Source organism: Rhizobium glycinendophyticum (assembly GCF_006443685.1).
GTDB classification, from domain to species: Bacteria; Pseudomonadota; Alphaproteobacteria; order Rhizobiales; family Rhizobiaceae; genus Allorhizobium; species Allorhizobium glycinendophyticum.
This window is the reverse complement of sequence record NZ_VFYP01000002.1, coordinates 232,193-256,506: the sequence shown is the minus strand read 5'-3', so window position 1 is coordinate 256,506 and position 24,314 is coordinate 232,193. Positions and strand designations below refer to the sequence as shown.

The 24,314-nt window shown below is 59.9% G+C and carries 22 protein-coding genes; 14 read left to right on the top strand and 8 right to left on the bottom strand.

What is annotated here, in order from left to right; all coding sequences use genetic code 11:
* Window positions 1-9: 9 nt before the first annotated feature.
* Window positions 10-1,086: an alpha/beta fold hydrolase gene (locus FJQ55_RS15865; protein WP_246085160.1), complete on the bottom strand. Its 1,077-nt coding sequence runs from the start codon at window positions 1,084-1,086 to the stop codon at window positions 10-12.
* A 288-nt stretch (window positions 1,087-1,374) separates the two neighbouring features.
* On the opposite strand from FJQ55_RS15865, the gene FJQ55_RS15860 reads away from it, so the two are divergent.
* From FJQ55_RS15860 to FJQ55_RS15845, 4 genes are all read left to right on the top strand, one after another.
* Window positions 1,375-4,425, top strand: a complete 3,051-nt coding sequence (locus FJQ55_RS15860) for a helicase-related protein (protein WP_140830047.1) — start codon at window positions 1,375-1,377, stop codon at window positions 4,423-4,425.
* A gap of 1 nt (window position 4,426) precedes the next feature.
* The gene (locus tag FJQ55_RS15855; RefSeq protein ID WP_140829648.1) at window positions 4,427-4,837 is read left to right on the top strand and encodes an RNA-binding S4 domain-containing protein; all 411 of its coding nucleotides are present in this window, start codon (window positions 4,427-4,429) and stop codon (window positions 4,835-4,837) included.
* 190 nt (window positions 4,838-5,027) lie between these two features.
* Window positions 5,028-5,366, top strand: coding sequence for a ferredoxin FdxA (fdxA, locus tag FJQ55_RS15850; protein WP_140829646.1), 339 nt, complete (start codon window positions 5,028-5,030; stop codon window positions 5,364-5,366).
* A gap of 382 nt (window positions 5,367-5,748) precedes the next feature.
* Window positions 5,749-6,321 carry a CarD family transcriptional regulator gene (locus tag FJQ55_RS15845; protein WP_140829644.1) on the top strand — a complete coding sequence of 191 codons (573 nt, stop codon included), beginning with the start codon at window positions 5,749-5,751 and terminating at the stop codon, window positions 6,319-6,321.
* A gap of 154 nt (window positions 6,322-6,475) precedes the next feature.
* On the opposite strand, the gene FJQ55_RS15840 is transcribed toward FJQ55_RS15845, so the two are convergent.
* From FJQ55_RS15840 to FJQ55_RS15830, 3 genes are all read right to left on the bottom strand, one after another.
* Complete coding sequence (locus tag FJQ55_RS15840; RefSeq protein WP_140829642.1) at window positions 6,476-7,213, bottom strand: Bax inhibitor-1/YccA family protein; 738 nt, start codon at window positions 7,211-7,213, stop codon at window positions 6,476-6,478.
* Window positions 7,214-7,378: 165 nt separating this feature from the next.
* Window positions 7,379-9,925 (bottom strand): ABC transporter permease, encoded by a 2,547-nt coding sequence (locus FJQ55_RS15835; protein ID WP_140829640.1) that lies wholly within the window; start codon window positions 9,923-9,925, stop codon window positions 7,379-7,381.
* Entirely contained in the window at window positions 9,922-10,635 is a 714-nt protein-coding gene (locus tag FJQ55_RS15830) for an ABC transporter ATP-binding protein (RefSeq protein WP_140829638.1), read from the bottom strand. Before FJQ55_RS15830 ends, FJQ55_RS15835 begins: the two co-directional genes overlap by 4 nt.
* Window positions 10,636-10,709: 74 nt before the next feature.
* Between FJQ55_RS15830 and FJQ55_RS15825 the strand changes: the two genes are divergently transcribed.
* The 7 genes from FJQ55_RS15825 to rlmN all read left to right on the top strand — a co-directional run bounded on the left by FJQ55_RS15825 (window position 10,710) and on the right by rlmN (window position 15,099).
* Entirely contained in the window at window positions 10,710-11,357 is a 648-nt protein-coding gene (locus tag FJQ55_RS15825) for an arylesterase (protein WP_140829636.1), read from the top strand.
* A 66-nt stretch (window positions 11,358-11,423) separates the two neighbouring features.
* The gene (gene thpR, locus FJQ55_RS15820; protein ID WP_140829634.1) at window positions 11,424-12,017 is read left to right on the top strand and encodes an RNA 2',3'-cyclic phosphodiesterase; all 594 of its coding nucleotides are present in this window, start codon (window positions 11,424-11,426) and stop codon (window positions 12,015-12,017) included.
* Window positions 12,018-12,095: 78 nt separating this feature from the next.
* Window positions 12,096-12,398, top strand: coding sequence for a 4a-hydroxytetrahydrobiopterin dehydratase (locus FJQ55_RS15815; protein ID WP_140829632.1), 303 nt, complete (start codon window positions 12,096-12,098; stop codon window positions 12,396-12,398).
* Window positions 12,399-12,477: 79 nt separating this feature from the next.
* Entirely contained in the window at window positions 12,478-12,858 is a 381-nt protein-coding gene (locus FJQ55_RS15810) for a YkvA family protein (RefSeq protein ID WP_140829631.1), read from the top strand.
* On the top strand, window positions 12,812-13,039 hold the full coding sequence (locus FJQ55_RS15805) for a hypothetical protein (RefSeq protein WP_140829629.1): 228 nt from the start codon (window positions 12,812-12,814) through the stop codon (window positions 13,037-13,039). Before FJQ55_RS15810 ends, FJQ55_RS15805 begins: the two co-directional genes overlap by 47 nt.
* Window positions 13,040-13,123: 84 nt before the next feature.
* A complete protein-coding gene (locus FJQ55_RS15800; RefSeq protein WP_062282799.1) occupies window positions 13,124-13,627 on the top strand; it encodes an invasion associated locus B family protein in 504 nt (167 codons plus the stop codon).
* 233 nt (window positions 13,628-13,860) lie between these two features.
* Window positions 13,861-15,099 carry a dual-specificity RNA methyltransferase RlmN gene (gene rlmN / locus FJQ55_RS15795; RefSeq protein WP_140829628.1) on the top strand — a complete coding sequence of 413 codons (1,239 nt, stop codon included), beginning with the start codon at window positions 13,861-13,863 and terminating at the stop codon, window positions 15,097-15,099.
* Between the two features lie 33 nt (window positions 15,100-15,132).
* Here rlmN and FJQ55_RS15790 read toward each other — a convergent pair whose 3' ends face one another.
* Complete coding sequence (locus tag FJQ55_RS15790) at window positions 15,133-15,774, bottom strand: LysE family translocator (RefSeq protein WP_140829627.1); 642 nt, start codon at window positions 15,772-15,774, stop codon at window positions 15,133-15,135.
* A gap of 73 nt (window positions 15,775-15,847) precedes the next feature.
* Window positions 15,848-16,711 (bottom strand): SDR family NAD(P)-dependent oxidoreductase, encoded by an 864-nt coding sequence (locus FJQ55_RS15785; protein ID WP_140829625.1) that lies wholly within the window; start codon window positions 16,709-16,711, stop codon window positions 15,848-15,850.
* A gap of 238 nt (window positions 16,712-16,949) precedes the next feature.
* Between FJQ55_RS15785 and FJQ55_RS15780 the strand changes: the two genes are divergently transcribed.
* Window positions 16,950-18,173 carry an argininosuccinate synthase gene (locus tag FJQ55_RS15780; RefSeq protein WP_140829623.1) on the top strand — a complete coding sequence of 408 codons (1,224 nt, stop codon included), beginning with the start codon at window positions 16,950-16,952 and terminating at the stop codon, window positions 18,171-18,173.
* A gap of 62 nt (window positions 18,174-18,235) precedes the next feature.
* Here the strand turns inward: FJQ55_RS15780 and FJQ55_RS15775 are convergent, their stop codons facing one another.
* Both FJQ55_RS15775 and FJQ55_RS15770 read right to left on the bottom strand, forming a co-directional pair.
* Complete coding sequence (locus FJQ55_RS15775) at window positions 18,236-19,426, bottom strand: multidrug effflux MFS transporter (RefSeq protein WP_208758218.1); 1,191 nt, start codon at window positions 19,424-19,426, stop codon at window positions 18,236-18,238.
* A 108-nt stretch (window positions 19,427-19,534) separates the two neighbouring features.
* On the bottom strand, window positions 19,535-19,963 hold the full coding sequence (locus tag FJQ55_RS15770) for a hypothetical protein (protein ID WP_140829621.1): 429 nt from the start codon (window positions 19,961-19,963) through the stop codon (window positions 19,535-19,537).
* Between the two features lie 192 nt (window positions 19,964-20,155).
* On the opposite strand from FJQ55_RS15770, the gene FJQ55_RS15765 reads away from it, so the two are divergent.
* On the top strand, window positions 20,156-22,219 hold the full coding sequence (locus tag FJQ55_RS15765) for a M3 family metallopeptidase (RefSeq protein WP_140829619.1): 2,064 nt from the start codon (window positions 20,156-20,158) through the stop codon (window positions 22,217-22,219).
* Window positions 22,220-22,376: 157 nt separating this feature from the next.
* The gene (typA, locus tag FJQ55_RS15755; protein WP_140829617.1) at window positions 22,377-24,203 is read left to right on the top strand and encodes a translational GTPase TypA; all 1,827 of its coding nucleotides are present in this window, start codon (window positions 22,377-22,379) and stop codon (window positions 24,201-24,203) included.
* The last annotated feature ends 111 nt before the right edge of the window (window positions 24,204-24,314 follow it).

Genomic DNA, 24,314 nt, shown 5'->3' with positions numbered 1-24,314 from the left:
GGGCCTCTCCTAGCCGATGTGGAACATTGCGTCTTGTGCGGAGTGAACGCGACCGGGAGAACTTTGTTCCCGCCGGCGCGCTGCCCCCGCAAGCAGCCGCAGCGTTTGGCTCGCAGCGTTGCGAGTGATCAAAGGGTTGTTGTCTTGAGGGGTCTGCGGGGACAGAACCTCCAGCCCATCGACGAAAGCGCCGATCACCTTGTCTGTCCGCTCCCGATGCTCCACCATGGGGAGGTGTCCGCAGCGGCTGAAGACGACGGTTTGAACACGTTGCATCAAGCGAGAAACCCGCAACTGGTGCTCCGGTGGAACAATGGCGTCATTGGCGCCAATGATGTTGAGAACCGGCACCCGGATGCCATTCAGATCCCTCAGAAGCGTGGTATCCGACATAAAACGGATGCAGGCAGCGATGTCTTCCGGCCGGGCCTGCGCCAGTTGCTGGCGGACCTCTTCCATCGCATTGACAGCTTCGTCGCCCTGCCAAGGACAATTGCGGTCAAAGACGCATTCGATCGAGCCCCAGCGAAACTGCTCCGGTGTCGAAATCCAGCGCCTGAAAAATTGGCGAAACAGGAACGGCCCTATGTGGGGTGCGCGGAGCAGGCGGGCGGCGAGCCTCTCCTGCCCCTCAAAGCGGCCGCAGGCAAAGCCGCCGATCATAACAACTGAGCGAACCAGTTCCGGATAATCGCGGGCGATCAGCAGTGCCACGAAACCGCCGGTCGAATGGCCGATGAGCGTGACAGGGGCACCTGCGAAATCTCGCCTGATGGCTTCGGCATAAGCTTGAGCGACCTCACGCGCTTCAGGCGGCTGGCCGGGCTCGTCGAGATGCCATGGGTGATGCCCGGGCAACGGATAGCCGAGTGAATGTCCTCGACGCACGACCTCGGGCGCATAGGCCTCCCAAAAAGAAGGAGCCATGACCATTCCATGGATCAGCACGAAGTTCTGATCGGTTTCTTTTGATCCGATCGAATGGGGGGGCGGGGGCGTTAGCGTCATGATCATCACCTCAACCCCGCAACGTACGGAACAAGATCGAGGTTCCCTAGGCGGAACGCCGTGCCGATCGATCTCCATGACTGGTCGTGCAGATTCAGCATCTGGTGGCGCAAAGACCGGCGTGTTTCCACATCTAGCCGTGAACAAAATCGGATTCGGACGAGTGAGCGATTCGTCTCCGATTCGTTCGCCCGTTGTTCCTTGAGGAAAATACCGAGTCGGATCAGAGGTTTGAGATCAATTGTCCCGCCTATGGGACAAGCAGCTTGCCTTTGCCGGTGATCGTCGCCATGTGTTGGCCAAGGTCTGCCGGTGTCGAGGAGACAGGCGTCCGACAAGTTGGAGCGGTCATTGAATACCCACCCCATGATTTTGAGCGGTCGCGGCGTCTCTGCCGTTCTGGGGCCGACAAATACGGGCAAGACCCATTTTGCGATCGAACGCATGGTTGCGCATGGCTCGGGCATGATTGGCCTGCCGTTGCGCCTGTTGGCGCGCGAGGTCTACACCCGTGTGGTCGAGCGCGTCGGTGTCAAAAATGTCGCCTTGGTGACCGGCGAGGAAAAGATCAGCCCTCCGAACGCACGTTTCTCGGTGTGCACTGTCGAGGCCATGCCCCGCGAGACAAAGGTCGCCTTTGTCGCAATCGACGAGGTCCAGCTCGCCGGCGATCTGGAGCGCGGACACATCTTTACCGACCGGCTCTTGCATCTGCGTGGCCGCGAGGAAACGTTGCTGCTCGGCTCGGCGACGATGAAATCGATCCTGCTCCAGCTCCTGCCCGGGATCACCATTGTCGAGCGGCCACGCCTTTCGCAGCTCTTCTATGCGGGTCAAAAGAAGATTACGCGGCTGCCGCAGAGAACGGCCATTGTCGCCTTCTCCGCTGATGAGGTCTACGCCATCGCCGAACTGATCCGCCGACAGCGCGGCGGCGCTGCGGTTGTGCTCGGCGCACTCAGCCCGCGCACCCGCAATGCTCAGGTCGGTCTCTATCAGGAGGGCGATGTCGAATATCTGGTTGCCACCGATGCGATCGGCATGGGCCTCAACCTTGACGTGGACCATGTTGCTTTCGCCCAGGATCGAAAGTTCGATGGCTATCAGTTCCGCAATCTGAACTCCGGTGAGCTCGGTCAGATTGCCGGTCGCGCCGGCCGACACATCAAGGATGGCACGTTCGGCGTCACCGGACGCGTCAATCCCTTCGATGATGAACTGGTCGAGCGTCTGGAAACGCATGTCTTCGATCCGGTCAAAGTTTTGCAGTGGCGGACGGCACAATTCGACTACTCCTCGGTTACTGCTCTGCAGCGCAGTCTCGATGCCGCGCCGAGGATTGAGGGGCTCACTCGGGCGCTGCCGGCGACGGACCAGCAAGCCTTGGAGTTTCTCTCTCGCTATCCGGAGATCGCGGATATCGCAGATCGCCCCGATCGCGTGGAAAAGCTGTGGGAGGCCTGTGCTCTGCCCGACTATCGGCGCATTACGCCGGCACAGCATGCGGACTTGATTCAGAGTCTTTATTTCGATCTGGTTCGGCGCGGCACGGTGAATGAAGATTTTCTCGCCGATCAGGTCCGCCGAGCGGATCGCACAGACGGCGAAATCGATACATTATCTGCACGAATCGCGCAGATAAGAACTTGGACTTACGTGTCGAATCGGCCCGGCTGGCTTGCCGATCCGACACACTGGCAAGAAAAGACGCGGGAAATCGAAGACCGATTGTCCGATGCGTTACATGAACGGTTGACGAAACGCTTTGTTGATCGCAGGACATCTGTGCTCATGAAGCGCTTGAGAGAGAATGCAATGTTGGAAGCTGAAATCAGTGTGAACGGCGATGTCTTCGTGGAAGGCCATGCCATGGGACAACTCTCCGGTTTCCGGTTCACGCCGATCTCCGGCATGGAAGGTCCGGATGCGAAGGCCGTGGAGGCTGCGGCCCATCGTGCGCTGGCGCTGGAATTCGAAGCACGTGCTGCGCGGCTGCATGCGTCCGGCAATGGCGATCTCGCCATCGGCTCCGATGGTCTGGTGCGCTGGGTCGGTGATCCGGTAGCTCGCCTCATTGGCACCGACCACATCCTCCATCCGCGTGTGATCGTTCTCGCTGATGAACAGCTGACGGGTGCTGCCCGTGATCACGTGGCCGCCCGCATCGAGCGCTTTGTCAATCATCACATCTCGACTGTCCTCAAGCCGCTCGACGATTTGTCCCGTGCGGAAGACCTGCAGGGTCTTGCAAAGGGTCTTGCCTTCCAGCTTGTCGAGAATCTCGGTGTTCTCTTCCGCCGCGATGTTGCCGACGACGTCAAGTCGCTGGATCAGGATGGGCGTGCCTCCATGCGTCGCTATGGCGTGCGCTTCGGGGCCTATCACATCTTCATGCCGGCCCTGCTGAAGCCGGCACCAGCCGAGCTGATCACCTTGCTCTGGGCGTTGAAGAATGACGGCCTCGACAAGGCAGGCTACGGGGATCTGATTCCGGTTCTGGCCGCTGGTCGTACCTCCGTCGTGACTGACACGACCTATGAGCGCATGTTCTACAAGCTCGCCGGTTTCCGCTTCCTCGGCAAGCGCGCCGTGCGAATCGACATCCTGGAACGTCTGGCAGACCTCATCCGTCCGCTTCTGCAGTGGAAGCCGGGCACAACTCCCCGTCCCGAAGGTGCCTATGACGGCCGTCGTTTCGTCACCACCACGGCGATGCTCTCGATCTTGGGCGCCACGCCCGACGACATGGAAGAGATCCTGAAGGGTCTGGGCTACCGGGCCGATAGCGTGAGTGCCGAGGAGGCCGCAGGCTTCCTCGCGGCACAGAAGCCAAGCAGCACAGAGACCGCAGAGGTTACCAAGCCGGAAGCCGAAAGCGTCGATGACGCAGATCAGTCGACGGTTGACGGCGAGACCGACGCGACCGCTTCCGAAGTTGTTGCCGAGACCTCTGCGCCGACGGAAGCTCCTGTGGCCGACGTCGCTACTGCGGAAGATGCTGCTGCCGCCGAGCCGACCGAGCCTAAGCCGGTTCTCTTGTGGCGCCCCGGTGGTCGTAACGACAACCAGCGTCCTGCTGGACGCCCTGCGGGTGACCGTCGAAGCGCCGGCCAGGGCCAGCGGACTGCGGGTGGCGAACGCACTTCGTCCGCCGAGCCGCGGAACGATCAGCGCCGCGACGACCGACGTCCTGATAACCGCGGCGAACGGCGCGACGACAATCGCGGCAAGTTTGCTGGCAAGGGCGAACGGCAGGACCGTGGCGACCGAAAGGATCGCGGTCCACGTCCAGAGCGCGACAACAACAAGTCGCAGCCGGCTCGTTTCGAGGCGAAGCCTCCGCGCAAGGAGAAGCCTGTTGATCCGGATTCGCCGTTCGCGAAGCTGGCCGCGCTCAAGGAACAGATGAAGAAGTGATATGGACGATAAGCAGCCACAAAGCGGTTCGCGCCAGCGCATCGACAAGTGGCTGTTCTTCGCCCGTGTGGCAAAATCACGCAGCCTTGCTCAGGAGCGCGTGTCGGCCGGCCATGTGAAGGTCAATGGCTCTACTGTCCGCCAGCCGAGCCACGGACTGAAGATCGGTGACCGGCTGGAGATCGCCATGCCGGAGCGGGATCTTGTGTTGGTCGTTAAGCTTCCTGGCGAACGGCGTGGTCCTTACGAAGAAGCGCGCCTTCTCTATGAGGATCTGAGCCCTCCCAGGGAGAAAAAGCCCTTCACGGCACTTGAGCAGGCGGTCCGAGCTCCGGGATCAGGTCGCCCCACCAAAAAAGAGGGCCGAGCCTTGCGGGATCTGCGTTCAGGGCCCAATTGGTCGGACGATTAGAAAATTTGTCCGCCTGCGGCAGAATTGCGAATTGTTTATCCTTGCCTTGATTCCGATAACACAGTAGCTCACAACGCTGTCCGACAGATACCCGGTGGGGCGCAAGCTCCCGTTCCGGCTTTTCCAGCCTCGACGGAACACCGCGTTTGTTCTCTTTCTGTCGTTTGCGAACGTCATTCTGGAGTGCCGCATGACCTATATCGTCACTGACAACTGCATACGCTGCAAATACACCGATTGTGTCGAGGTCTGCCCTGTCGATTGCTTCTACGAGGGCGAGAACTTCCTCGTCATTCATCCGGACGAATGCATCGATTGCGGCGTTTGCGAGCCGGAATGTCCTGCTGAGGCCATCAAGCCGGATACCGAACCGGGCCTCGACAAGTGGCTCAAGATCAACGCTGAATATGCGAAGATCTGGCCAAATATCACGGTGAAGAAAGAGCCGATGCCGGAAGCCAAGGAAATGGACGGCGTTGATGGCAAATTCGAAAAGTACTTCTCCGAACAGCCGGGTTCTGGCGACTGAGCCTCTCGTTGTCACCAGTGTTGCCCGGCTAAGCTGCCTTATTTTTCATCTCCCTCGACAGAATCTGGCGCCGAGTGCGCCAGCTTTATGGCGCGCTGCACTAAAATATTGATTTCCTCGTCTTTTTGTGATAGCGTCTTGGAACTGTTCCACTTTGTGGCACTTCTGTGCCCTAAGCCATCACGAAAGCAACTTCACCACCGACGCGGTTCACGTGACATAGACGACACTTCGTGTCGTGTCGCCGTCGCGACGAGGGTGATGTTTTTCTGTGACGGACAGGATCAGGATGGCAGACCTAGCGGCTTCTCCATCTCATCCGGGCCTGACCGACCCGGCGCCGGCATCATGCCGGGAGCAAAACAGGGAGTGTTTGAATAGAATGACGACCCAGCAGAAGAAAAATTCCTCGGCGCGCCATGGCTTCAAAACCGGTGAGTCGATCGTATACCCGGCCCACGGCGTCGGTACCATCACCGCAATCGATGAGCAAGAAGTCGCGGGCATGAAGCTCGAACTTTTCGTCATCGATTTCGAGAAGGACAAGATGCGCCTGAAAGTTCCGGTCGCCAAGGCTGTGAGCATCGGCATGCGCAAGCTTTCCGAGACCGACTTCGTCGAGCGCGCGCTGAAGGTCGTGCAGGGAAAGGCCCGCGTCAAGCGCACCATGTGGTCGCGCCGCGCCCAGGAATATGATGCCAAGATCAATTCCGGTGACCTGATTTCCATCGCCGAAGTCGTGCGCGATCTCTATCGCGCCGAAAACCAGCCGGAGCAGTCCTATTCCGAGCGTCAGCTGTACGAAGCCGCTCTCGACCGTATGGCTCGCGAAATCGCTGCCGTGAACAAGATGTCCGAGACGGAAGCCGTTCGCCTCGTCGAGGTCAACCTCGCCAAGGGTCCGAAGCGCGGCAAGTCCATCGAAGAAGACGATACGCAGGAAGAAGCCGCGTAAGCGTCGCTTCATTCGCCTGCATTCCTGAAAAACCTCCGGTGTGAGCCGGAGGTTTTTTTGTACCGTCAGCCGACCTGCGTTGCAGCGGCTTTGCCGTAAGACAAAGAAAAACCCCGCCGAAGCGGGGTCTAACTTGTTGTCACGCTCTTCCGGATCAATCGCGATTTCCGAGGAAACGGAGCAGGAAGAGGAAGAGGTTGATGAAGTCGAGGTAGAGCCGCAGCGCGCCCATGATGGCCAGACGGCCGCTGGCTTCGCTCGAATGCGACTCGTGATAGGATTCCTTGATCGACTGCGTATCGTAGGCGGTAAGGCCCGCGAAGATCAGTACGCCGATGACGGAGATGGCAAAGTCCAAAGCCGAGGACGCCATGAACAGGTTGACCAGCGACGCGATGATCAGACCGAACAGACCCATCATCAGGAATGAGCCCATGGCCGAGAGGCTACGCTTGGTGGTGTAGCCATAGAGCGACAGGGCGCCGAACGACGCGGCCGTGACGAAGAAAGTCTGAACGATGCTGGCGCCCGTGTAGATCAGAAAGATCGACGACAGTGACAGGCCCATTAAGGCTGCATAGACCCAAAAGGTTGTCTGTGCAGCTGAAACGCTCATCTTCTCGATGCGGAAGCTCAGGAAGAAGACCATGGCGACCGGCGCCAGGATTACAAGCCACTTCAGCGGGCTCAGGAAGATGGCCTGACCGAAGCCGGTCAGCTGTCCATTCGATACAGCGAGCTGAAAGGTTGCGAAGGCTGCGATACCGGTGATGGCAAGGCCCAGAGCCATCAGGTTATACACCTTCAGCATATAGGCGCGCAGACCTTCGTCGATCATCGTGGCCGACTGGGCTTGGCCCGTGCGGCTCTGATAGTTGCGAAGTTCGGACATGATTTCCTCTCTCAAAGCTTCAATGTTTGACGATGGGGCCGGAATGACCCCCGCGCCGCTGCGAAGCCCAGCATGCGTGACATCAATATGAGATGGAAAGGCCTGGGGAACAAGACCCGTAGTCTTAATTCGCTGTAATGCTTAAGCGACGTTTGTCGGTGGTCATCAGAGTTCTCGCAGTACCGGCGCTGCCTTCTGGCCCAGGATCCGCCAGGTGCCAGCCAGTCCGATTCCGATGGTGATGACAAGCGAGATCACGATCGTCATGACCGCTACGTCTGCAAGAAAGTTCGACGGCAATTTCATGATCTGGCTCAGCACGTACCATGCAATACCACCGCCCGAGACCAGGGCGAAGACGGCGGTCGCCCCACCAAGAAGCATGTACTCGTAAGTAAATGCCCGGATGAGCATTGCGCGCGTCGCCCCGAGCGTCTTCAGGATAACGGCGTCGTGGGTGCGGGCGCGATTGCCGGCGGCAAGGGCTCCCGACAGAACGAGAACCGAGGCGATCAAGGCTACGGCGGCTGCCGCACGGATCGCGGTCGCCAACTGCCCGACCAGCTTGTCGATCATGTCGAGCGCGTCCTTGACACGTACCGTGGTAATGGTGGGAAAACGCTGAGTTACCGAGCGCAACACAGCGGCCTCGTCGGTGGCCGATGCGTTCGGCTCGATCAGCGTGGCAAGCCATGCATGCGGGGCGCCGGCGAAGGTGTTTGGCGAAAACACCATGACGAAGTTCATCGACAGGCTTTCCCATTGTACGGCTCGGAAGTTCGAGATCTTTGCTGTGATGTTCCGGCCGAGCACGTTCACCGTCAGCGTATCGCCGATCTTCAGTCCCAGTTCCTTGGCCTCCCGCTCGGAAAACGACACCAGGGGCTCACCGGCATAGTCCTTTGGCCACCATTCGCCTTCAGTCACGGAGCTATTCTCCGGGATGTTCGTCGCATAGGTCAGGCCGCGATCGCCGCGGAGGACCCATCTGCCACCCGGAGGCACGTCCCTCTTGGCGACGTCGGTGCCATTCAGCTCGAGAATACGCCCACGCAGCATTGGCACCTCGACGAGCTTGCCCTCTGGAGCGAGCCCTTCGACCAGCGTGCGGAAGTCGTCGACTTCGCTGCCTTGAATGTCGACGAAGAAGAAGTTGGGTGCGCGGTCCGGAAGGCTGCCGGTCAGCTCGCGGCGCAGATTGCCGTCGATCATGGCGAGCGCGACGAGCAGGCTGAGGCCGAGGCCTAGCGAGAGAGTGACGGAGGCCGTCAACGAGCCGGGGCGGTGTATATTGCCGATGGCAAGCCTGAGCGCTGCCGAACGGCTCCGCGGACTGTGGCGGGCGAGCCAGGCAATCAAATAGGCAACGAGGCGCAGCAGGACAAAGCCTGCGGCCATGGCGGCGAGGAAGATCGCGGCGATGCGGCGTTGATCCGAGGTGAAGATGGCCAAGGCTGCCAGCGCACCCAGGGAGAGCGCCATGGCCACGAGGTAAGGCCATGACGGCAGACCTGAGGCCTCAAAGCCCTGTTCGCGGAAGAGAGCGGTGGCCGGGACCTTCCGGGCATGGCCGAGGGGCAGGATGGCAAAGGCAAATGTCACGAGCATGCCGAAGATCGCGGCCAGGGCCAGGGCCTGCGGATAAAGCCGTGCCTCGGCGGAGATCGGCAGAATGCCAGCGAGGTAACTTGCGGTGATCGGCGGTGCGATGGCGCCGAGCACGAGGCCGACCAGGATGCCCACCAGAGCGACCAGAGTGATCTGGATGAGATAGACCAGAACCACGACCGAAGCAGGGGCGCCCAGGCATTTCAGCGTCGCGATGACGGTGCGCTTGGAATCAAGGAAGGCGCGCACGGCATTGGCAACGCCCACACCGCCGACGACCAGAGCCGTCAGGCCGACCAGCGTCAAGAACTGTGAGAACCGCTCGACATTCTCGGTCAGGGCCGGAGCTGCACGATCGCTGCTGCGGATCGACCAGCCGGCGGACGGGAACTCCGCCTGGGCTCGGCTGCGGATCGTGTCCGGATTTGTCGTGGGGTCATCGTAGCGGATCTTGTAGGCGTGTTCGACCAGACTGCCGGTCGCGACGAGGCCGCTTGCAAAGAGTGCCTTTCGACTGGTGAGAAATCGCGGCGCAAAACCGAAACCATCGGAAACCGCGTCGGGCTCAGTGACAATGGTGCCGGTGATGCGGAAACGGGCATTGCCCAGAAGAAATTCGTCGCCGACCCTGCTGTTCATCCGCTCCAAGAGGAGCGGCGCGACGATGGCGCCGTAGACATCGCCATCAGCCGCGAGCAGTTCTGCCAGAGGACGGTCGGGCGCGGCAATGAGGCGGCCGTAGAGCGGGTAGGCGTCGTCGACGGCCTTTACCTCGACCAGCGACTGGTCGGAGCCATCGGCCAGCCGCGCCATGGAACGCAACCCGGTCGTGACCGACACGCTACCGAAACCCTGCATGAAGGCGAGTTCTTCAGGCGTGGCCTCCCGGTTGTCCAGTTCCAGCCTGATATCTCCTGCCAGAAGAGATTGGCCCTCCGACGAGATGGCATCGGTAATCGCTGTTGATACAGAGTTGACCGCCGCGATTGCGCCGGTGCCGAGCGCAATGCAGGCGAGAAAAATGTAGAAGCCTCTCAGCCCGCCCCGCAATTCGCGGAGCGCGATGCGGAAGGCAACGGACAGCCGGGTAGTCAAGCCGGTCATGCGGACACCGTGGCAAGACGCATCTGCTCGGCCTGGCTGTCGCCGGCAATCTGGCCCGAGGCAACCCGGATCTGGCGCGAGCAGCGGGCAGCCAGCGAGGCATCATGGGTGACCAGCACCAGAGTCATCCCGCGCTCCTGCTGCTTGGCAAACAGGAGATCCGCAATCTGGCGTCCGGTCTCGGTGTCGAGGTTGCCTGTCGGCTCGTCGGCAATCAGAACGGCGGGCGAGGGGGCAAGGGCGCGGGCAATGGCGACACGCTGCTGCTCCCCACCCGACAGTTGTCCCGGATAGTGGCTCAGTCTCTCGCCAAGGCCGACGGCTTGCAGTTCCTTGCGGGCGATGTCGAAGGCATTCTTGACGTTGGCGAGTTCGAGCGGGATCGCAACATTTTCCAGCGCCGTCATATTGGCGATCAGATGGAAGGACTGGAAGACGATACCGATATTGCGGCCGCGGAAATCTGCCAGCCGGTCTTCGCTCAGCGAATGCATGGGCGTGTTGCGGACAATGATCTCGCCGCTGTCCAAGCGTTCAAGCCCGGCCAGCACCATCAACAGCGTCGATTTGCCCGACCCAGAGGGGCCTACGATGCCCACTGCCTCGCCTTCGCTGATTGCGAGATCGATGCTCCGCAAAACGTGAACGGAGGCGGCGGCACTGCCAAGGGTGAGATCAGCGCTTTTCAATTCGATGATGGTGTTTCTCACACTCGGCCATCCTATATCGTTGAGATCAAAGGTTTGCCGGTGATCGGCACTTCGGGCAATCTAGGAAGGTCGGCATGACATTTAAAGCTGCGCTGCTTCATTTCGCCGTGATGCTCTCGGCAACGCTCGTGGGGGCGACGGCGTCGCTTGCGGAGCCTCTGAAGCTGGTCGGCTTCGGCGACAGTCTCATGGCCGGTTACCAGCTGCCGCAGGAGGACGCTCTGCCGGCGCAATTGCAGCGCAATCTTGTCGCCAAGGGTCACGATGTGGTCATCACCAATGCCGGCGTTTCCGGGGACACAACGGCCGGCGGCCTGTCGCGCGTCGACTGGTCTGTGCCTGATGGCACCGACGGGGTCATCCTCGAACTTGGCGCCAATGATGCCTTGCGCGGCATTCCGCCAGAGCAGACAGCTCGCAATCTCGACCAGATCATCGCCCGCCTCAAGGCGCGCAACATCCCTGTTCTTCTCGTCGGAATGCTGACGCCTCCGAACATGGGTGGCGACTACGGTAAGCGGTTCAATGCTATCTATCCCGATCTCGCCAAGAAATACGACCTGCCGCTTTATCCTTTTGTACTCGATGGTGTGATTACCGATCGAAGCCTTCTTCTTGAGGACGGCATGCATCCGAACACGAAAGGCCTTGCTGTCATGGCCGAACGCATGCTGCCTCTCGCTCAATCTTGGGTGTCGAGCATCGAGGGTAAGCGGAATTAATCACTTGCGCCTTATGCCAATGCGTGATTCGCTGTGAGCACCTGCAAAAGATTCGGGGAGCGCTCCATGCCGAGATTGTTCACTGCCCTCGAAATTCCGCGCAACGCTGCCATGAGCCTCTCATTGCTGCGCGGTGGCCTCCCAGGGGCCCGCTGGATCGATGTCGAAAACTATCACATCACTCTGCGCTTTATCGGTGACGTCGATGGTCGCACAGCGGATGAAATCGTTGACCGTCTTGATCGCATCGACCGTCCCGAGTTTTCGCTTACCCTCAATGGCATAGGCTCCTTCGGGTCGAAGAAGCCGCATTCGATCTGGGCTGGTGTTTCGGCTGTGCCGGAGCTTCATGCTCTTCAGGGTGAAATTGAGCGCATTTGCCAGCGGCTGGGGCTTGCGCCCGATCCCCGCAAGTTCACACCGCATGTGACGCTGGCTCGGCTCAAGGCCTCACGCCTTGATGACGTTGTGCATTATCTGAGCGGTCGAGGGGATTTCCAGACGTCGCCCTTCAACGTGTCTCGGTTTGTGCTTCTATCCTCCAAAGAATCGGTCGGTGGCGGCCCTTACCTTACGGAGGAAATCTTTCCACTTAGAGAGATGGCTGGCGCCTCAAGCTATGGCGTCAAGCGATTGCAGCCGGAAAAGAGCCTGCTGTAGTCGGCCCCTGGTTTCTGATAGAATCTGCGGGACTGCTGAACCTTGTCCATGAGCACCAAGGTCGGAGGAGAGCGACCCATGATCCGTCAAAAGCTGGATGCGGCAGCGATCTCCACCCGCCTTTCCGAGTTGCAGGGATGGACACTCACAGATGATGGAACTTCTATCGAGAAGCACTTTGTTTTCAGGAATTTTTCCGAAGCTTTCGGCTTCATGACCCAGTGCGCGCTCGCCGCCGAGAAACTCGACCACCATCCAGAATGGTCCAATGTGTACCGCAAGGTGCATGTGAAGCTCACCACGCATTCCGCCGATGGACTGACGGAACTGGATTTCCAACTGGCCGTTCTGATGGACAGGGCGGTCCGGGACGCCGCTTGAGCGTGAACTCGAGCAATTGAATTCTCCGGTCGTGGATCACATATGATTGATAGGGTCCGCACGAAAGGATCGTTGGCTCATGGATGATGTGAAGATCGGTGAAATTCTGCTCCCGGGTGACGAAGAAACCCAGGATAAGCAGGAGGCAAAAGTTCGGCGCCGGTTCTGGCCGACTTTCAAGAAGGCAGCGCGCCAGATCCCGTTTTCGAGGGATCTTGCTGCAGCCTATTATTGCGCGATGGATCGTGAGACGCCCTTGAGGGTCAGGGGTATCCTGCTGGCTGCACTCGGCTACTTCGTGCTTCCCATCGATGCCATCCCGGATGTGTTGGCCGTGGTCGGCTTCACGGATGATATCGCGGTACTCACCACGGCCTTTACTCTGATCAACCGGCATATCAAGGAGCGGCACTATGAAGCCGCAGACCGCGTGCTCGCCGATGACGCTACGCAAGCGTGATCCCGGCGCCGCCTTGGCAAAACAAATGTCAGCCCAACTCTTGCCCGATTCTTTGCCTCTACATCCGAACGAGGACGACGCGGTGCAAAGCCGCGTTTCGCCGTATCTTGCGACGGCTGATCATGGCGACGATGCAGATTGCGACAAGAAACTGCGTCTCGTTCATGGTTTGGTAAGGTAAATTAAGTCAAACTGAACACAGGTTTTGACGATGAGCGCCCGGCCGTTCGGCTGGGTGATGGATGGAAACAACCGGCAGGAAGACATGTTCGTAAGAAGTAGCGTAGCCGCACTGGCAATCATCCTGGCGAGCAGCGGTCTCGCCTTTGCTCAATCGCCGACGCGGATCGAGCAGTTTAAGGCTTGGGGTGCCTATTCCTACAAGTCCAATGGCGGCACCGTTTGCTACGTGCTATCCGTTCCGACAACCAAGGAACCGGCCAGCGTCAATCACGGCGATATCTTCTTCGTGATCTCGCAGCGTCCCGGGCAGAACATCTCCTACGAACCGCAGGCGATGATGGGCTACCCGATGAAGGGCGATTCCAAGGTCAACGTGACGATCGACAACAAAAACTTCGTCATGTTCGTCAAGGACACCTCGGCCTGGGTCGAAAACGCTGCCGAAGAGCCGGCCTTGGTCGCGGCCATGAAGGGCGGTTCGTCGATGACGGTCAAGGCCACCTCTGCCCGTGGTACACCGACCAGCTACACCTATTCGCTGTCCGGTATCTCTGCCGCCCTGCAGAAAATTCAAGGCTGCAAATAACCTTGTCGATCTGATCTTCCGAAGGGCTGGCAGGCGACTGTCGGCCCTTTGTCATTTGTTCCCCGACCGCGGTCTCCGGCCTTGGGGTGACGGAGAGCAAAAAAGCTGCTATTGGCCGCTGCAGATTAGGACATCGGGCTTTCCCCTGTCCCACATGATCCATGAATTCATATCTGCCAGCCGGGAAGCGCTCGATCGAAGCCTGCTTGCCGCTATGGCCCTGAGGTCCTAAGATGACTGTCACAGTGACGCTTCCCGAACGGAGCCAGACGGCCACTCCCGTTCGCCCTGCCGCATTCGTCGAGAAGCCGAGCCTGATCGGCCTTGATCGAGAAGCTCTGGGGGCGGCTCTGCGGGAAAAGGGCGTGCCGGAAAAGCAGATCAAGATGCGCGTCGCGCAGATCTGGAACTGGATCTATGTGCGCGGCGTCGCCGACTTCGATCATATGGCCAATGTCTCGAAGGACATGCGTGAAATGCTGAAGACGCATTTCACCATAGCCCGTCCGGAGATCGTGGAAGAGCAGGTTTCGAACGATGGCACCCGCAAGTGGCTGCTGCGTTTCCCGCCGCGCGGTGCCGGCCGTCCGGTCGAGGTCGAGAGCGTCTACATTCCCGAAGAAGGGCGCGGCACGCTGTGCATTTCCAGCCAGGTCGGCTGCACGCTGACCTGTTCCTTCTGCCACACCGGCACGCAGAAGCTGGTGCGCAATCTGACGTCGGAAGAAATCCTGTCGCAGCTCTTACTCGCGCGCGATCGGCTGGGCGATTTCCCGGACCGGGAGACCCCTGTCGGCACCATGATGCCGTCGAGCGATCGCAAGGTCACCAACATCGTCATGATGGGCATGGGCGAGCCGCTCTACAATTTCGAAGAGGTGAAGAAGGCCCTGCTGATCGCGACCGATGGCGATGGCCTGTCGCTGTCCAAGCGCCGTGTCACGCTCTCGACCTCGGGCGTTGTACCGGAAATCTATCGGACGGGTGAAGAGATCGGCGTCATGCTGGCGATCTCGCTACATGCCGTCCGCGACGAGTTGCGCGACATGCTGGTGCCGATCAACAAGAAGTATCCGCTGAAGGAGCTGATCGAAGCCTGTCGCAACTATCCGGGCCTGTCGAACGCCCGCCGCATCACCTTCGAATATGTGATGCTGAAGGACGTCAACGACAGCCTGGAAGATGCCAAGGGACTGATCCAGCTCTTGAAGGGCGTGCCGGCAAAGATCAACCTGATCCCGTTCAACCCGTGGCCGGGCACCAACTACCAGTGCTCCGACTGGGCGCAGATCGAAAAGTTCGCCGATTTCATCAACCAGGCCGGCTATGCCTCGCCGATCCGCACACCGCGCGGCCGCGATATCCTCGCCGCCTGCGGTCAGCTGAAATCGGAATCCGAGCGCATGCGCAAGACCGAACGGCTGGCATTCGAGGCTATGATGATCGCCAATCACGGTGAAGACGACGATTGAGGTCGGCGGTAGCCAGCCAATCGGGCGCCTTCGTCACTTCGCCTGGGTCATGAGGATCTTGACCGCGAAGATCGAGAAGACCCCAGCGAACGTATAGTCGATGCCGCGCAGAACCTTGCGGTTCGCCTGCAGCCAGTTCGACATGAAGTCCGCCCCATAGACGATACCGACCCCGATCGGCAGCGAGAGGATAATCGACCAGAGGCCGAGGAAGATCAGCTTGCCCGTGACATGCGGGTCGGTTGCCGTGACGAATTGCGGCAGGAAGGTCATGAAGAAGATGATGACCTTGGGGTTCAAGAGATTGACCCAGAGCCCATTGAGGAAAGCGCCTTTCTTCGAGACGACTGCCTCGCCCTCCGCCTTGATGACGAAATTCGAACCATGACGAACTGCCTGCAAAGCGAGCCACAGCAAATAGGCAGCACCGCCCGTCTTTAGCAGCAAGAACGCTGTCGGCGAGGCTACGATGAGCGCCGAGATGCCGAAAGCCACCAGCATGGTGTGGATCGAGATGCCAAAGCTCGTGCCAGCAAGTGTCATTAGACCTATAGCGCGACCATCGCGCAGGGATCGGCTGATCCAGAGCGTCATATCCGGGCCGGGCGTGATGGCCAGCAGGAGCAGAGCGAGACTAAAGGCGAGAAAGACGGGAAGGCTCGGAACGAAATCCATTGATAAACCGCATGATGAAGCGCCCGCGATCTGCGGATGCTTCATCCTTAGCGGCCTTTGCTCGCCTTGCCAATCAGCCTTGCGGAAGAGAGAGATAGGTCCTGAAGGCGTCGGAGTAATCCGGATGCCAGCGCGAGAGTGGTGGCCGGTTCTCAATAATGTCGCCGGCGGCCCAGGCGATGCGTTTTTCGTCCAGCGCGCGCGGCACTTCGTTGTCAGGGCAGAGAATGTAGAAATCTCCGCGCTCCAGGCTCTCGAACATAAAGGCCACCGTCTCTTCCGGCGTCCATGCGCCTGCCGGTTTCTCAGTACGACCATTTGCGGTGAGCGAGGTGAAGACGAAGCCGGGGATGAGCAGGTGCGCGGTTACATTGCAGTCCGGCGTGTTGCGCAGCTCGTGCTGCAGGGCCTCTGTGAAGGCCTTCACGCCGGCCTTGGAGACGTTGTAGGCCGGATCGCCCGGGGGCGTGGTGATGCCCTGCTTGGATCCGGTGTTGATGATGAGCGCTGAGTCCTTATGAGCACTCATGCCCGGACCGAAAGTCCGCGTCCCATTGATCACACCCATCAGGTTCACGCCCAACACGTTTTCCCAATTGGATTGCGGGCCGAAGAGCGCGCTGCCCGGCTGGATGCCGGCATTGTTCATAAGGACATGGACGCGGCCGAAGCGCTGGATGACGGCACGTTCGAGCGCTTCCAGTTCGTCGAGTTTCGATACGTCCGTCCCAATCGCGACCACATCGGCTTCTCCGCCAGTCGCAAGAGCCGTCACTTCGGCGGCTGCACTTGCCAGCCGGTCCCCCTCCAGATCGACGAGCACGACGCAGGGACCCATGCGGGCAAAGGCTTTTGCAGCGGCGAGACCGATGCCGGATGCTGCACCCGTGATGACGGCGACATGACCTTTCACGAGCGCGGGATGCTGGATCGTCATGGGCGAACTCCTTCTAGGTCAACGTCTTTGACAGTGACGACGATATGGTACCCGTGTTCGGCTTCGTCAACATGACGGCAAATCGGTCCCCGCCTTACCCGGCTATCGTACCCAACCGATCTTGGCCGCCACCTCAGGCGGTCGATGCCCTTGCACACCAGCGGAATCTCGCTAAAAGTGCCGCCATTCTTGATCCAGGCGGGGTTTGAGCCTCGCTCCTTCCAGACGGAACATCGACATGGCACTCCCCAAAGACGTGAAGAAAGTCGTCCTCGCCTATTCCGGCGGCCTCGACACCTCGATCATCCTGAAATGGCTGCAGACCGAACTCGGTGCTGAGGTCGTCACCTTCACCGCCGATCTCGGCCAGGGCGAAGAGCTTGAGCCGGCGCGCAAGAAGGCCGAGATGCTCGGCATCAAGGAGATCTTCATCGAGGATGTGCGCGAAGAATTCGTGCGCGACTTCGTCTTCCCGATGTTCCGCGCGAATGCCGTCTATGAAGGCGTCTACCTGCTCGGCACCTCGATTGCGCGTCCGCTGATTTCCAAGCACCTGATCGATATTGCCAAGAAGACGGGCGCTGATGCCATCGCCCATGGCGCTACCGGCAAGGGCAATGATCAGGTCCGCTTCGAGCTGTCGGCCTATGCGCTGAACCCCGACATCAAGATCATCGCGCCCTGGCGTGACTGGGCCTTCAAGAGCCGTACCGATCTTCTTGCCTTTGCCGAGCAGAACCAGATCCCCGTCGCCAAGGACAAGAAGGGTGAGGCGCCGTTCTCGGTCGACGCCAACCTGCTGCACTCCTCCTCCGAGGGCAAGGTTCTCGAAGATCCTGCCCAGGAAGCACCGGAATACGTGCATATGCGCACGATCTCGCCGGAAGCCGCACCGGACAAGGCGACCATCATCAAGGTCGGTTTCGAGAAGGGCGATGCCGTCTCGATCAATGGGGTTCGCATGAGCCCTGCCACGCTGCTCGCAGAACTCAATAATTACGGCCGCGACAATGGCATCGGTCGTCTCGACCTCGTCGAAAATCGCTTCGTCGGCATGAAGTCGCGTGGCGTCTACGAGACCCCCGGCGGCACCATCCTCCTTTCGGCACACCGCGCCATTGAATCGATCACGCTCGACCGGGGTGCAGCGCACCTCAAGGACGAGATCATGCCGCGTTACGCCGAGCTCATCTATTACGGCTTCTGGTTCTCGCCTGAGCGCGAGATGCTGCAGGCGCTGATCGACAAGAGCCAGGAACATGTCGAAGGTGAAGTGACGTTGAAGCTCTACAAGGGCAATGTCATGGTCATTGGCCGCGAGTCGTCGAAATCGCTTTATTCCGACCAGCTCGTCACCTTCGAAGACGACCAGGGCGCCTATGACCAGAAGGATGCAGCCGGCTTCATCAAGCTGAATGCGCTGCGCCTGCGCACGCTCGCCAAGCGCAATCTCGGCAAGTAAGTCGACCTAACGGGCATATCCAACCCGTCTGCTTTGCGGCAGGCGGGTTTTTCTTTGCCCGGTCAGCAGCGCCTAGTCAGGAAGCGTAGCCAGAGGAAACCGGCAACGGCCGAGAATTCCATGGTCGGGATGATGATGCCGAAGGCATGCAGCGGGTCGCCGATGGCCGCTGCCGCGACACCGCCGAGAAAGCCGGCACTCATCTGCAGGAAACCGGTCGTCGCCGAGGCAGAGCCGGCGATATGTGCGAAGGGTGCCATGCTCACCGTGACCACATGCGGGGTCAGAAACGCGATCCCGAAGGTGCAGATCGCAACCGGGCCCATGATCGTCAGATAGCGAGGCTCGATGAAGGCCACGGACAGCGCCATGACAAGACCGCCGAGCCCGCACAAACTAATGCCGATCCGTGCCGCGTTTGGCCCGCCGAGCCGGGAAGCCACCAACTTCAAGGTCAGCGATCCAAGTAAATAGGAGCCGGACTGCATCAGCATGCCGAGACCGAACTCGGTCGGCGTTAGCCCGACACGATCGATGAGGATAAAGGGCAGCATGGTCGATTGGGCATAGAGCGCCCCAATCGAGCCGCTGAGAACGAGGGAAGCGGCGAGGAAGCGCGTATTGGCGGCGACCTCCAGATAGCCGCGCATCAATCGCATGGGCCGTAGGCGGCCGAGATCACGTGTAACGGTCTCGCGCATGAAGAGGAGCGTGCACGCTCCCGCCGAAAGGCCGAAGCCAACCAGAAGAAGGAAGACCGCGTGCCAGTCGAATGCCGCCAGGGTTAGTCCGCCGAGCGTCGGACCCATCGCGGGGCCAATAGCGAGAAAAATGCCGATGGTATTGAGGATGCGTGCCGCATCTGAACCGACGAAGAGATCGCGGACGATGGCGCGCCCGACCACGACGCCGACGGAGGCGCCGATTCCCTGAATCAGCCGGGCAACGAGGATGAATTCGATCGACGGCGCCATTGCGGCGAGCAGGGAGCCTATAATGTATATGGCGAGGAAAATGAGGGTGGCGGTCTTTCGCCCCAGAGCATCGGACAGAGGTCCGGCGACGAGTTGTGCCATGGCGAAGCCGCCGAAGAAAAGGGAGAGGCTGAGCTTTACCGAAGCTGCCGTCGTCGCAAAGGCCTCAACCAGTTGCGGCATGGCCGGCGTGTAAATGGCCATGGAGATCGGGCCGAGCGTGGTCAGCAGCGCACCCAGAAAGGTCGTCCGCCGTTCGCTCATCCGCACTGTCGTCATTTTCCGTCGCCTCGATCGTGGAAATCGGCGCAGGTAGCGCTGCGACCACTTACGGCGAAACGGTGTGGGTATCGAACCCCAAAAAATGAGAAGCCCCCGGCTGACGCATCAACTGGTTCGAGTGAAGAAGTCCAGGACTTTTGAGTAGGAATCGGCCATGTCCATGTCGCCGATCATTTCGGCCAGGGACTGCTGCGTCTTGTAATATTCCGCATAATCGAAGTGCGTGTCGTCGGTCAGTGTCGAGAGGTCTGCCACGTTTCCGTTTCGGTCGACTGCCTGCAATGGCAGCTCCGTTGAGAGTTCCCGGAAGGTGCCTTCGTCGATCTCGTCCTTCTGAAAGCTCTCGCTCGCGATTTCCCGAAGGCGGCGCGGAGTCATGCTCGCAAAGACGGAGAGGGCTTCCTCGAAGACTTCTTGATCTTTGGATGTTGGCGCCTTAGACGCCAGATCAGACATTTTCACATCCGGCTGTGGGCTGCTTTCCCGCAGTTTCAGCGGCGAAATGCCAACCGGCTGAATTGGAAAGATTTCCATGGCGGTGACCGTCCTTTCATAGGATGATTCGATCTATCGCCTTTAGCGAAAATTCGTCAATCGTCATGTTCGGGTGGAGTGGAATAATCTATTCTTGTTCACCGCTTTTTGCCTGCTTGCCACAGCTCCGTCGCAATAGCATATCGAAGATAGTTGCTTCGCCGATCCCAGGTGCCGCCGCAGGAGGTTTTCATGACAGGTTCGCCCGCACTCAATCCCGCCGTTGTCGAATGGGATGGCCCTCACGGACTGCCGCAGTTCGAGCAGATCATCGATAGCGATTATGCGCCGGCTTTCGAGGTGGCGTTGAAGCAGCACGAGGCCGAAATCGAGACCATCGCCGGTAATTCGGAGGCGCCGACTTTCGCCAATACGATCGTTGCACTGGAGGTGGCGGGTGATGCCCTCTCGCGCGTGTCGGCGCTTTTCTGGAACCGGGCCGGCGCGCATACCAACCCTGAGATCCAGGCCCTTGAGCGCGAAATCGCACCGAAGATGTCTCGCCACTATTCGAAGATCGGGACGAACATGCCGCTCTTCCGCCGCATCGACGCTCTTTGGGAGCAGCGTGACACGCTGGGACTGACGCTCGAAGAAACGCGCGTCCTGGAGCGGCACTGGAAAGGTTTCGTCAAGTCGGGCGCCAAGCTGGAAAAGGTGGAACAGGATCGGCTGGCTGCCATCAACGAACGCCTTGCAAGTCTCGGGGCCAGCTTCGGCCAGAACGTGCTGGCTGACGAATCCTCATGGGTGCTGCCGCTTGCCGGCGAAGAGGATCTCGCGGGCATTCCAGCCTTCTTGCGCGATGCCATGGCCTCTGCCGCTCAGGCGCACGGCGGCGGCCATTCGCATGTCGTGACATTGTCGCGTTCGATCATCGAGCCTTTTCTCACCTTTTCCGAACGGCGTGACCTCCGGGAGATTGCCTTCAAGGCCTGGACGTCGCGCGGCATCAATGGTGGGGAGACGGACAACCGGGCGATCGTCACAGAGACGCTGGCGCTGCGCGCCGAGAAGGCAAAGCTGCTGGGTTACGCCGACTATGCGGCCCTCAAGCTCGACAACACAATGGCCGAAACCGCGGAGGCCGTGAACGGCCTCCTGATGCAGGTCTGGGAGAAGGCTGTTGTTCAGGCCCGTGACGAAGAGCAGGCCTTGGCAGAGATCATAGCCGAGGAAGGGCGCAACCACGTGGTCGCCCCCTGGGACTGGCGCCACTATGCAGAAAAGCTTCGCACGCGGAAGTTCGATTTCTCGGAAGCGGAACTCAAGCCCTACCTGCAGCTGGAGAAGATCATCGAAGCCTGTTTTGACGTTGCGGGTCGAATCTTCGGCATTCACGCCGTGCCGCTCAAGAATGTGGTCGGCTATCATCCCGACGTGCGGGTGTTCGAAATTCGCGACCGTGAGGACAAGCTCGTCGCGCTCTTCCTCGGCGACTATTTTGCGCGTCCGTCAAAACGATCCGGCGCTTGGATGAGCAGCTTCCAGTCGCAGCATCGCTTGCCGCTCGCCAATGGCCGGCTCGGCGAGATCCCGATCATCTACAATGTCTGCAACTTCGCCAAGCCGGAGCCGGGCAGACCGGCACTTCTGTCGCTCGACGATGCGCGGACCCTATTTCACGAGTTCGGACATGCGGCGCATGGAATGCTGTCGAACGTGGCCTACCCGACCGTATCAGGCACGGGTGTCTCGCGTGATTTCGTCGAACTGCCGTCGCAACTTTACGAGCACTGGCTGACAGTGCCCGAAATCCTGAAGACCTATGCTGTGCATTACGAGACAGGCGCGCCGATGCCGCAGGCCCTGCTCGACAAGGTGCTGGCTGCTCGCAACTTCAATGCCGGCTTCAATACAGTGGAATTCACCTCATCCGCCCTGGTCGACATGGCCTTCCACACGCGCGACGCGGTCGAGGACCCGATGGCGGTGCAGGACGAGGTACTCAAGGAAATCGGCATGCCGTCCTCCATCGTCATGCGTCATGCGACCCCGCACTTCCAGCATGTCTTTGCCGGTGACGGTTATTCTGCCGGATACTATTCCTACATGTGGTCGGAGGTGCTCGATGCTGACGCGTTCTCCGCCTTCGAGGAGACCGGCAACGCCTTCGATCCCGAGACGGCGCGCAAGCTGAAGGACCACATCTATTCTGTCGGTGGATCTGTTGATCCGAAGGATGCCTATCGGGCCTTCCGCGGCAAGATGCCGAGCCCAGAGGCGATGCTGAGGAAGCGGGGCCTTGCCGCCTGACACGGCATTACCCGCGTAAATCTCGGCGTCGGCGGTAACCATCGCCGGCGCTCCGGGCGTTTCCCCCTTTCGCAATTGCAAAAAACAGGGTATGAGCGCGCCAAAGTAAATCGGCGCTTCCTCCTGTCTAGCGCCCTAGCCGCCAGAGATCCAAATCATGAAAATGCGTAACATCGCGATCATCGCGCACGTCGACCATGGAAAAACGACGCTTGTCGACGAGCTCTTGAAGCAGTCCGGTTCGTTCCGTGAGAACCAGCGCACTGCCGAGCGCATGATGGACTCGAACGACCTGGAAAAGGAACGCGGGATCACCATTCTCGCCAAGGCGACCTCGATCGAGTGGAAGGGTCACCGCATCAACATCGTCGACACCCCCGGCCACGCCGACTTCGGCGGCGAAGTCGAGCGTATTCTCTCGATGGTTGACGGCGCGATCGTTCTGGTCGACTCCTCCGAAGGTCCGATGCCGCAGACCAAGTTCGTCGTCGGCAAGGCGCTGAAGGTCGGTCTTCGCCCGATCGTTGCGATCAACAAGATCGACCGTCCGGACGGCCGCCACGAGGAAGTCATCAACGAAGTCTTCGACCTTTTCGCCAATCTCGACGCGACCGACGAACAGCTCGACTTCCCGATCCTCTACGGTTCGGGCCGCGATGGCTGGATGAACGTCAACCCGGAAGGCCCCAAGGAGCAGGGTCTGGCCCCGCTCCTCGACCTCGTGCTCGAGCATGTGCCGGAGCCGACGGTTGAAGAAGGTCCGTTCCGCATGATCGGTACGATCCTTGAAGCCAACCCGTTCCTCGGCCGCATCATCACCGGCCGTATCGCGTCAGGCTCGATCAAGTCCAACCAGGCCGTCAAGGTCCTGAGCCAGGACGGCAAGACCATCGAAAGCGGCCGTATCTCGAAGATCCTCGCCTTCCGTGGCATTGAGCGTACCGCGATCGATGAAGCCCATGCCGGCGACATCGTTGCGATCGCCGGTCTCTCCAAAGGCACGGTTGCCGATACCTTCTGTGATCCGTCGGTGACGGAAGCCATGAAGGCTCAGCCGATCGATCCGCCGACCGTCACCATGTCCTTCATCGTCAACGACAGCCCGCTTGCCGGCACCGAAGGCGACAAGGTCACGAGCCGCGTCATCCGTGACCGCCTGCTCAAGGAAGCCGAAGGCAATGTCGCGCTGAAGATCGAAGAAGCCGAAGGCAAGGATTCGTTCTTCGTCTCGGGCCGTGGCGAATTGCAGCTCGCTGTTCTGATCGAAACCATGCGCCGCGAAGGCTTCGAACTGGCCGTCTCGCGTCCGCGTGTCGTCATGCACAATGACGAAACGACCGGCCAGCTGATGGAGCCGATCGAAGAAGTCGTCATCGACGTCGACGAAGAACATTCCGGCATCGTCGTGCAGAAGATGTCCGAGCGGAAGGCCGAGATGACCGAGCTTCGTCCGTCGGGCGGCAACCGCGTTCGTCTGAAGTTCCTCGCGCCGACCCGCGGCCTTATCGGCTATCAGTCGGAGCTGCTGACCGACACGCGTGGTACTGCGATCATGAACCGCCTGTTCCACGACTATCAGCCTTACAAGGGCCCGATCGCCGGTCGCGTCAACGGCGTGCTCCTGTCGAACGGTTCGGGTGAAGCCGTGGCTTACGCCATGTTTAACCTGGAAGATCGCGGCCCGATGATCATCGAGCCGGGCGAAAAGGTCTACCAGGGCATGATCATCGGTATCCATACCCGTGACAACGATCTGGAAGTCAACGTTCTCAAGGGCAAGCAGCTCACCAACATCCGCGCCGCTGGCAAGGACGAAGCCGTCAAGCTGACCCCGCCGATCCGCATGACGCTTGACCGCGCCCTGTCGTGGATTCAGGACGACGAACTTATGGAAGTCACGCCGAAGTCGATCCGTCTGCGCAAGATGTTCCTCGATGCCAACGACCGCAAGCGGTTCGAAAAGCAGCGTGCATCGCAGGGCTGAACCTGCTGAAAAATCTGAACTATTCAGAACCCCGGTCAACTTGGCCGGGGTTTTTGTCTGTGTAGCGCGTGGCTCCGCGCTTGCGAGGATGATTAAAAAAGCGTTAAATTT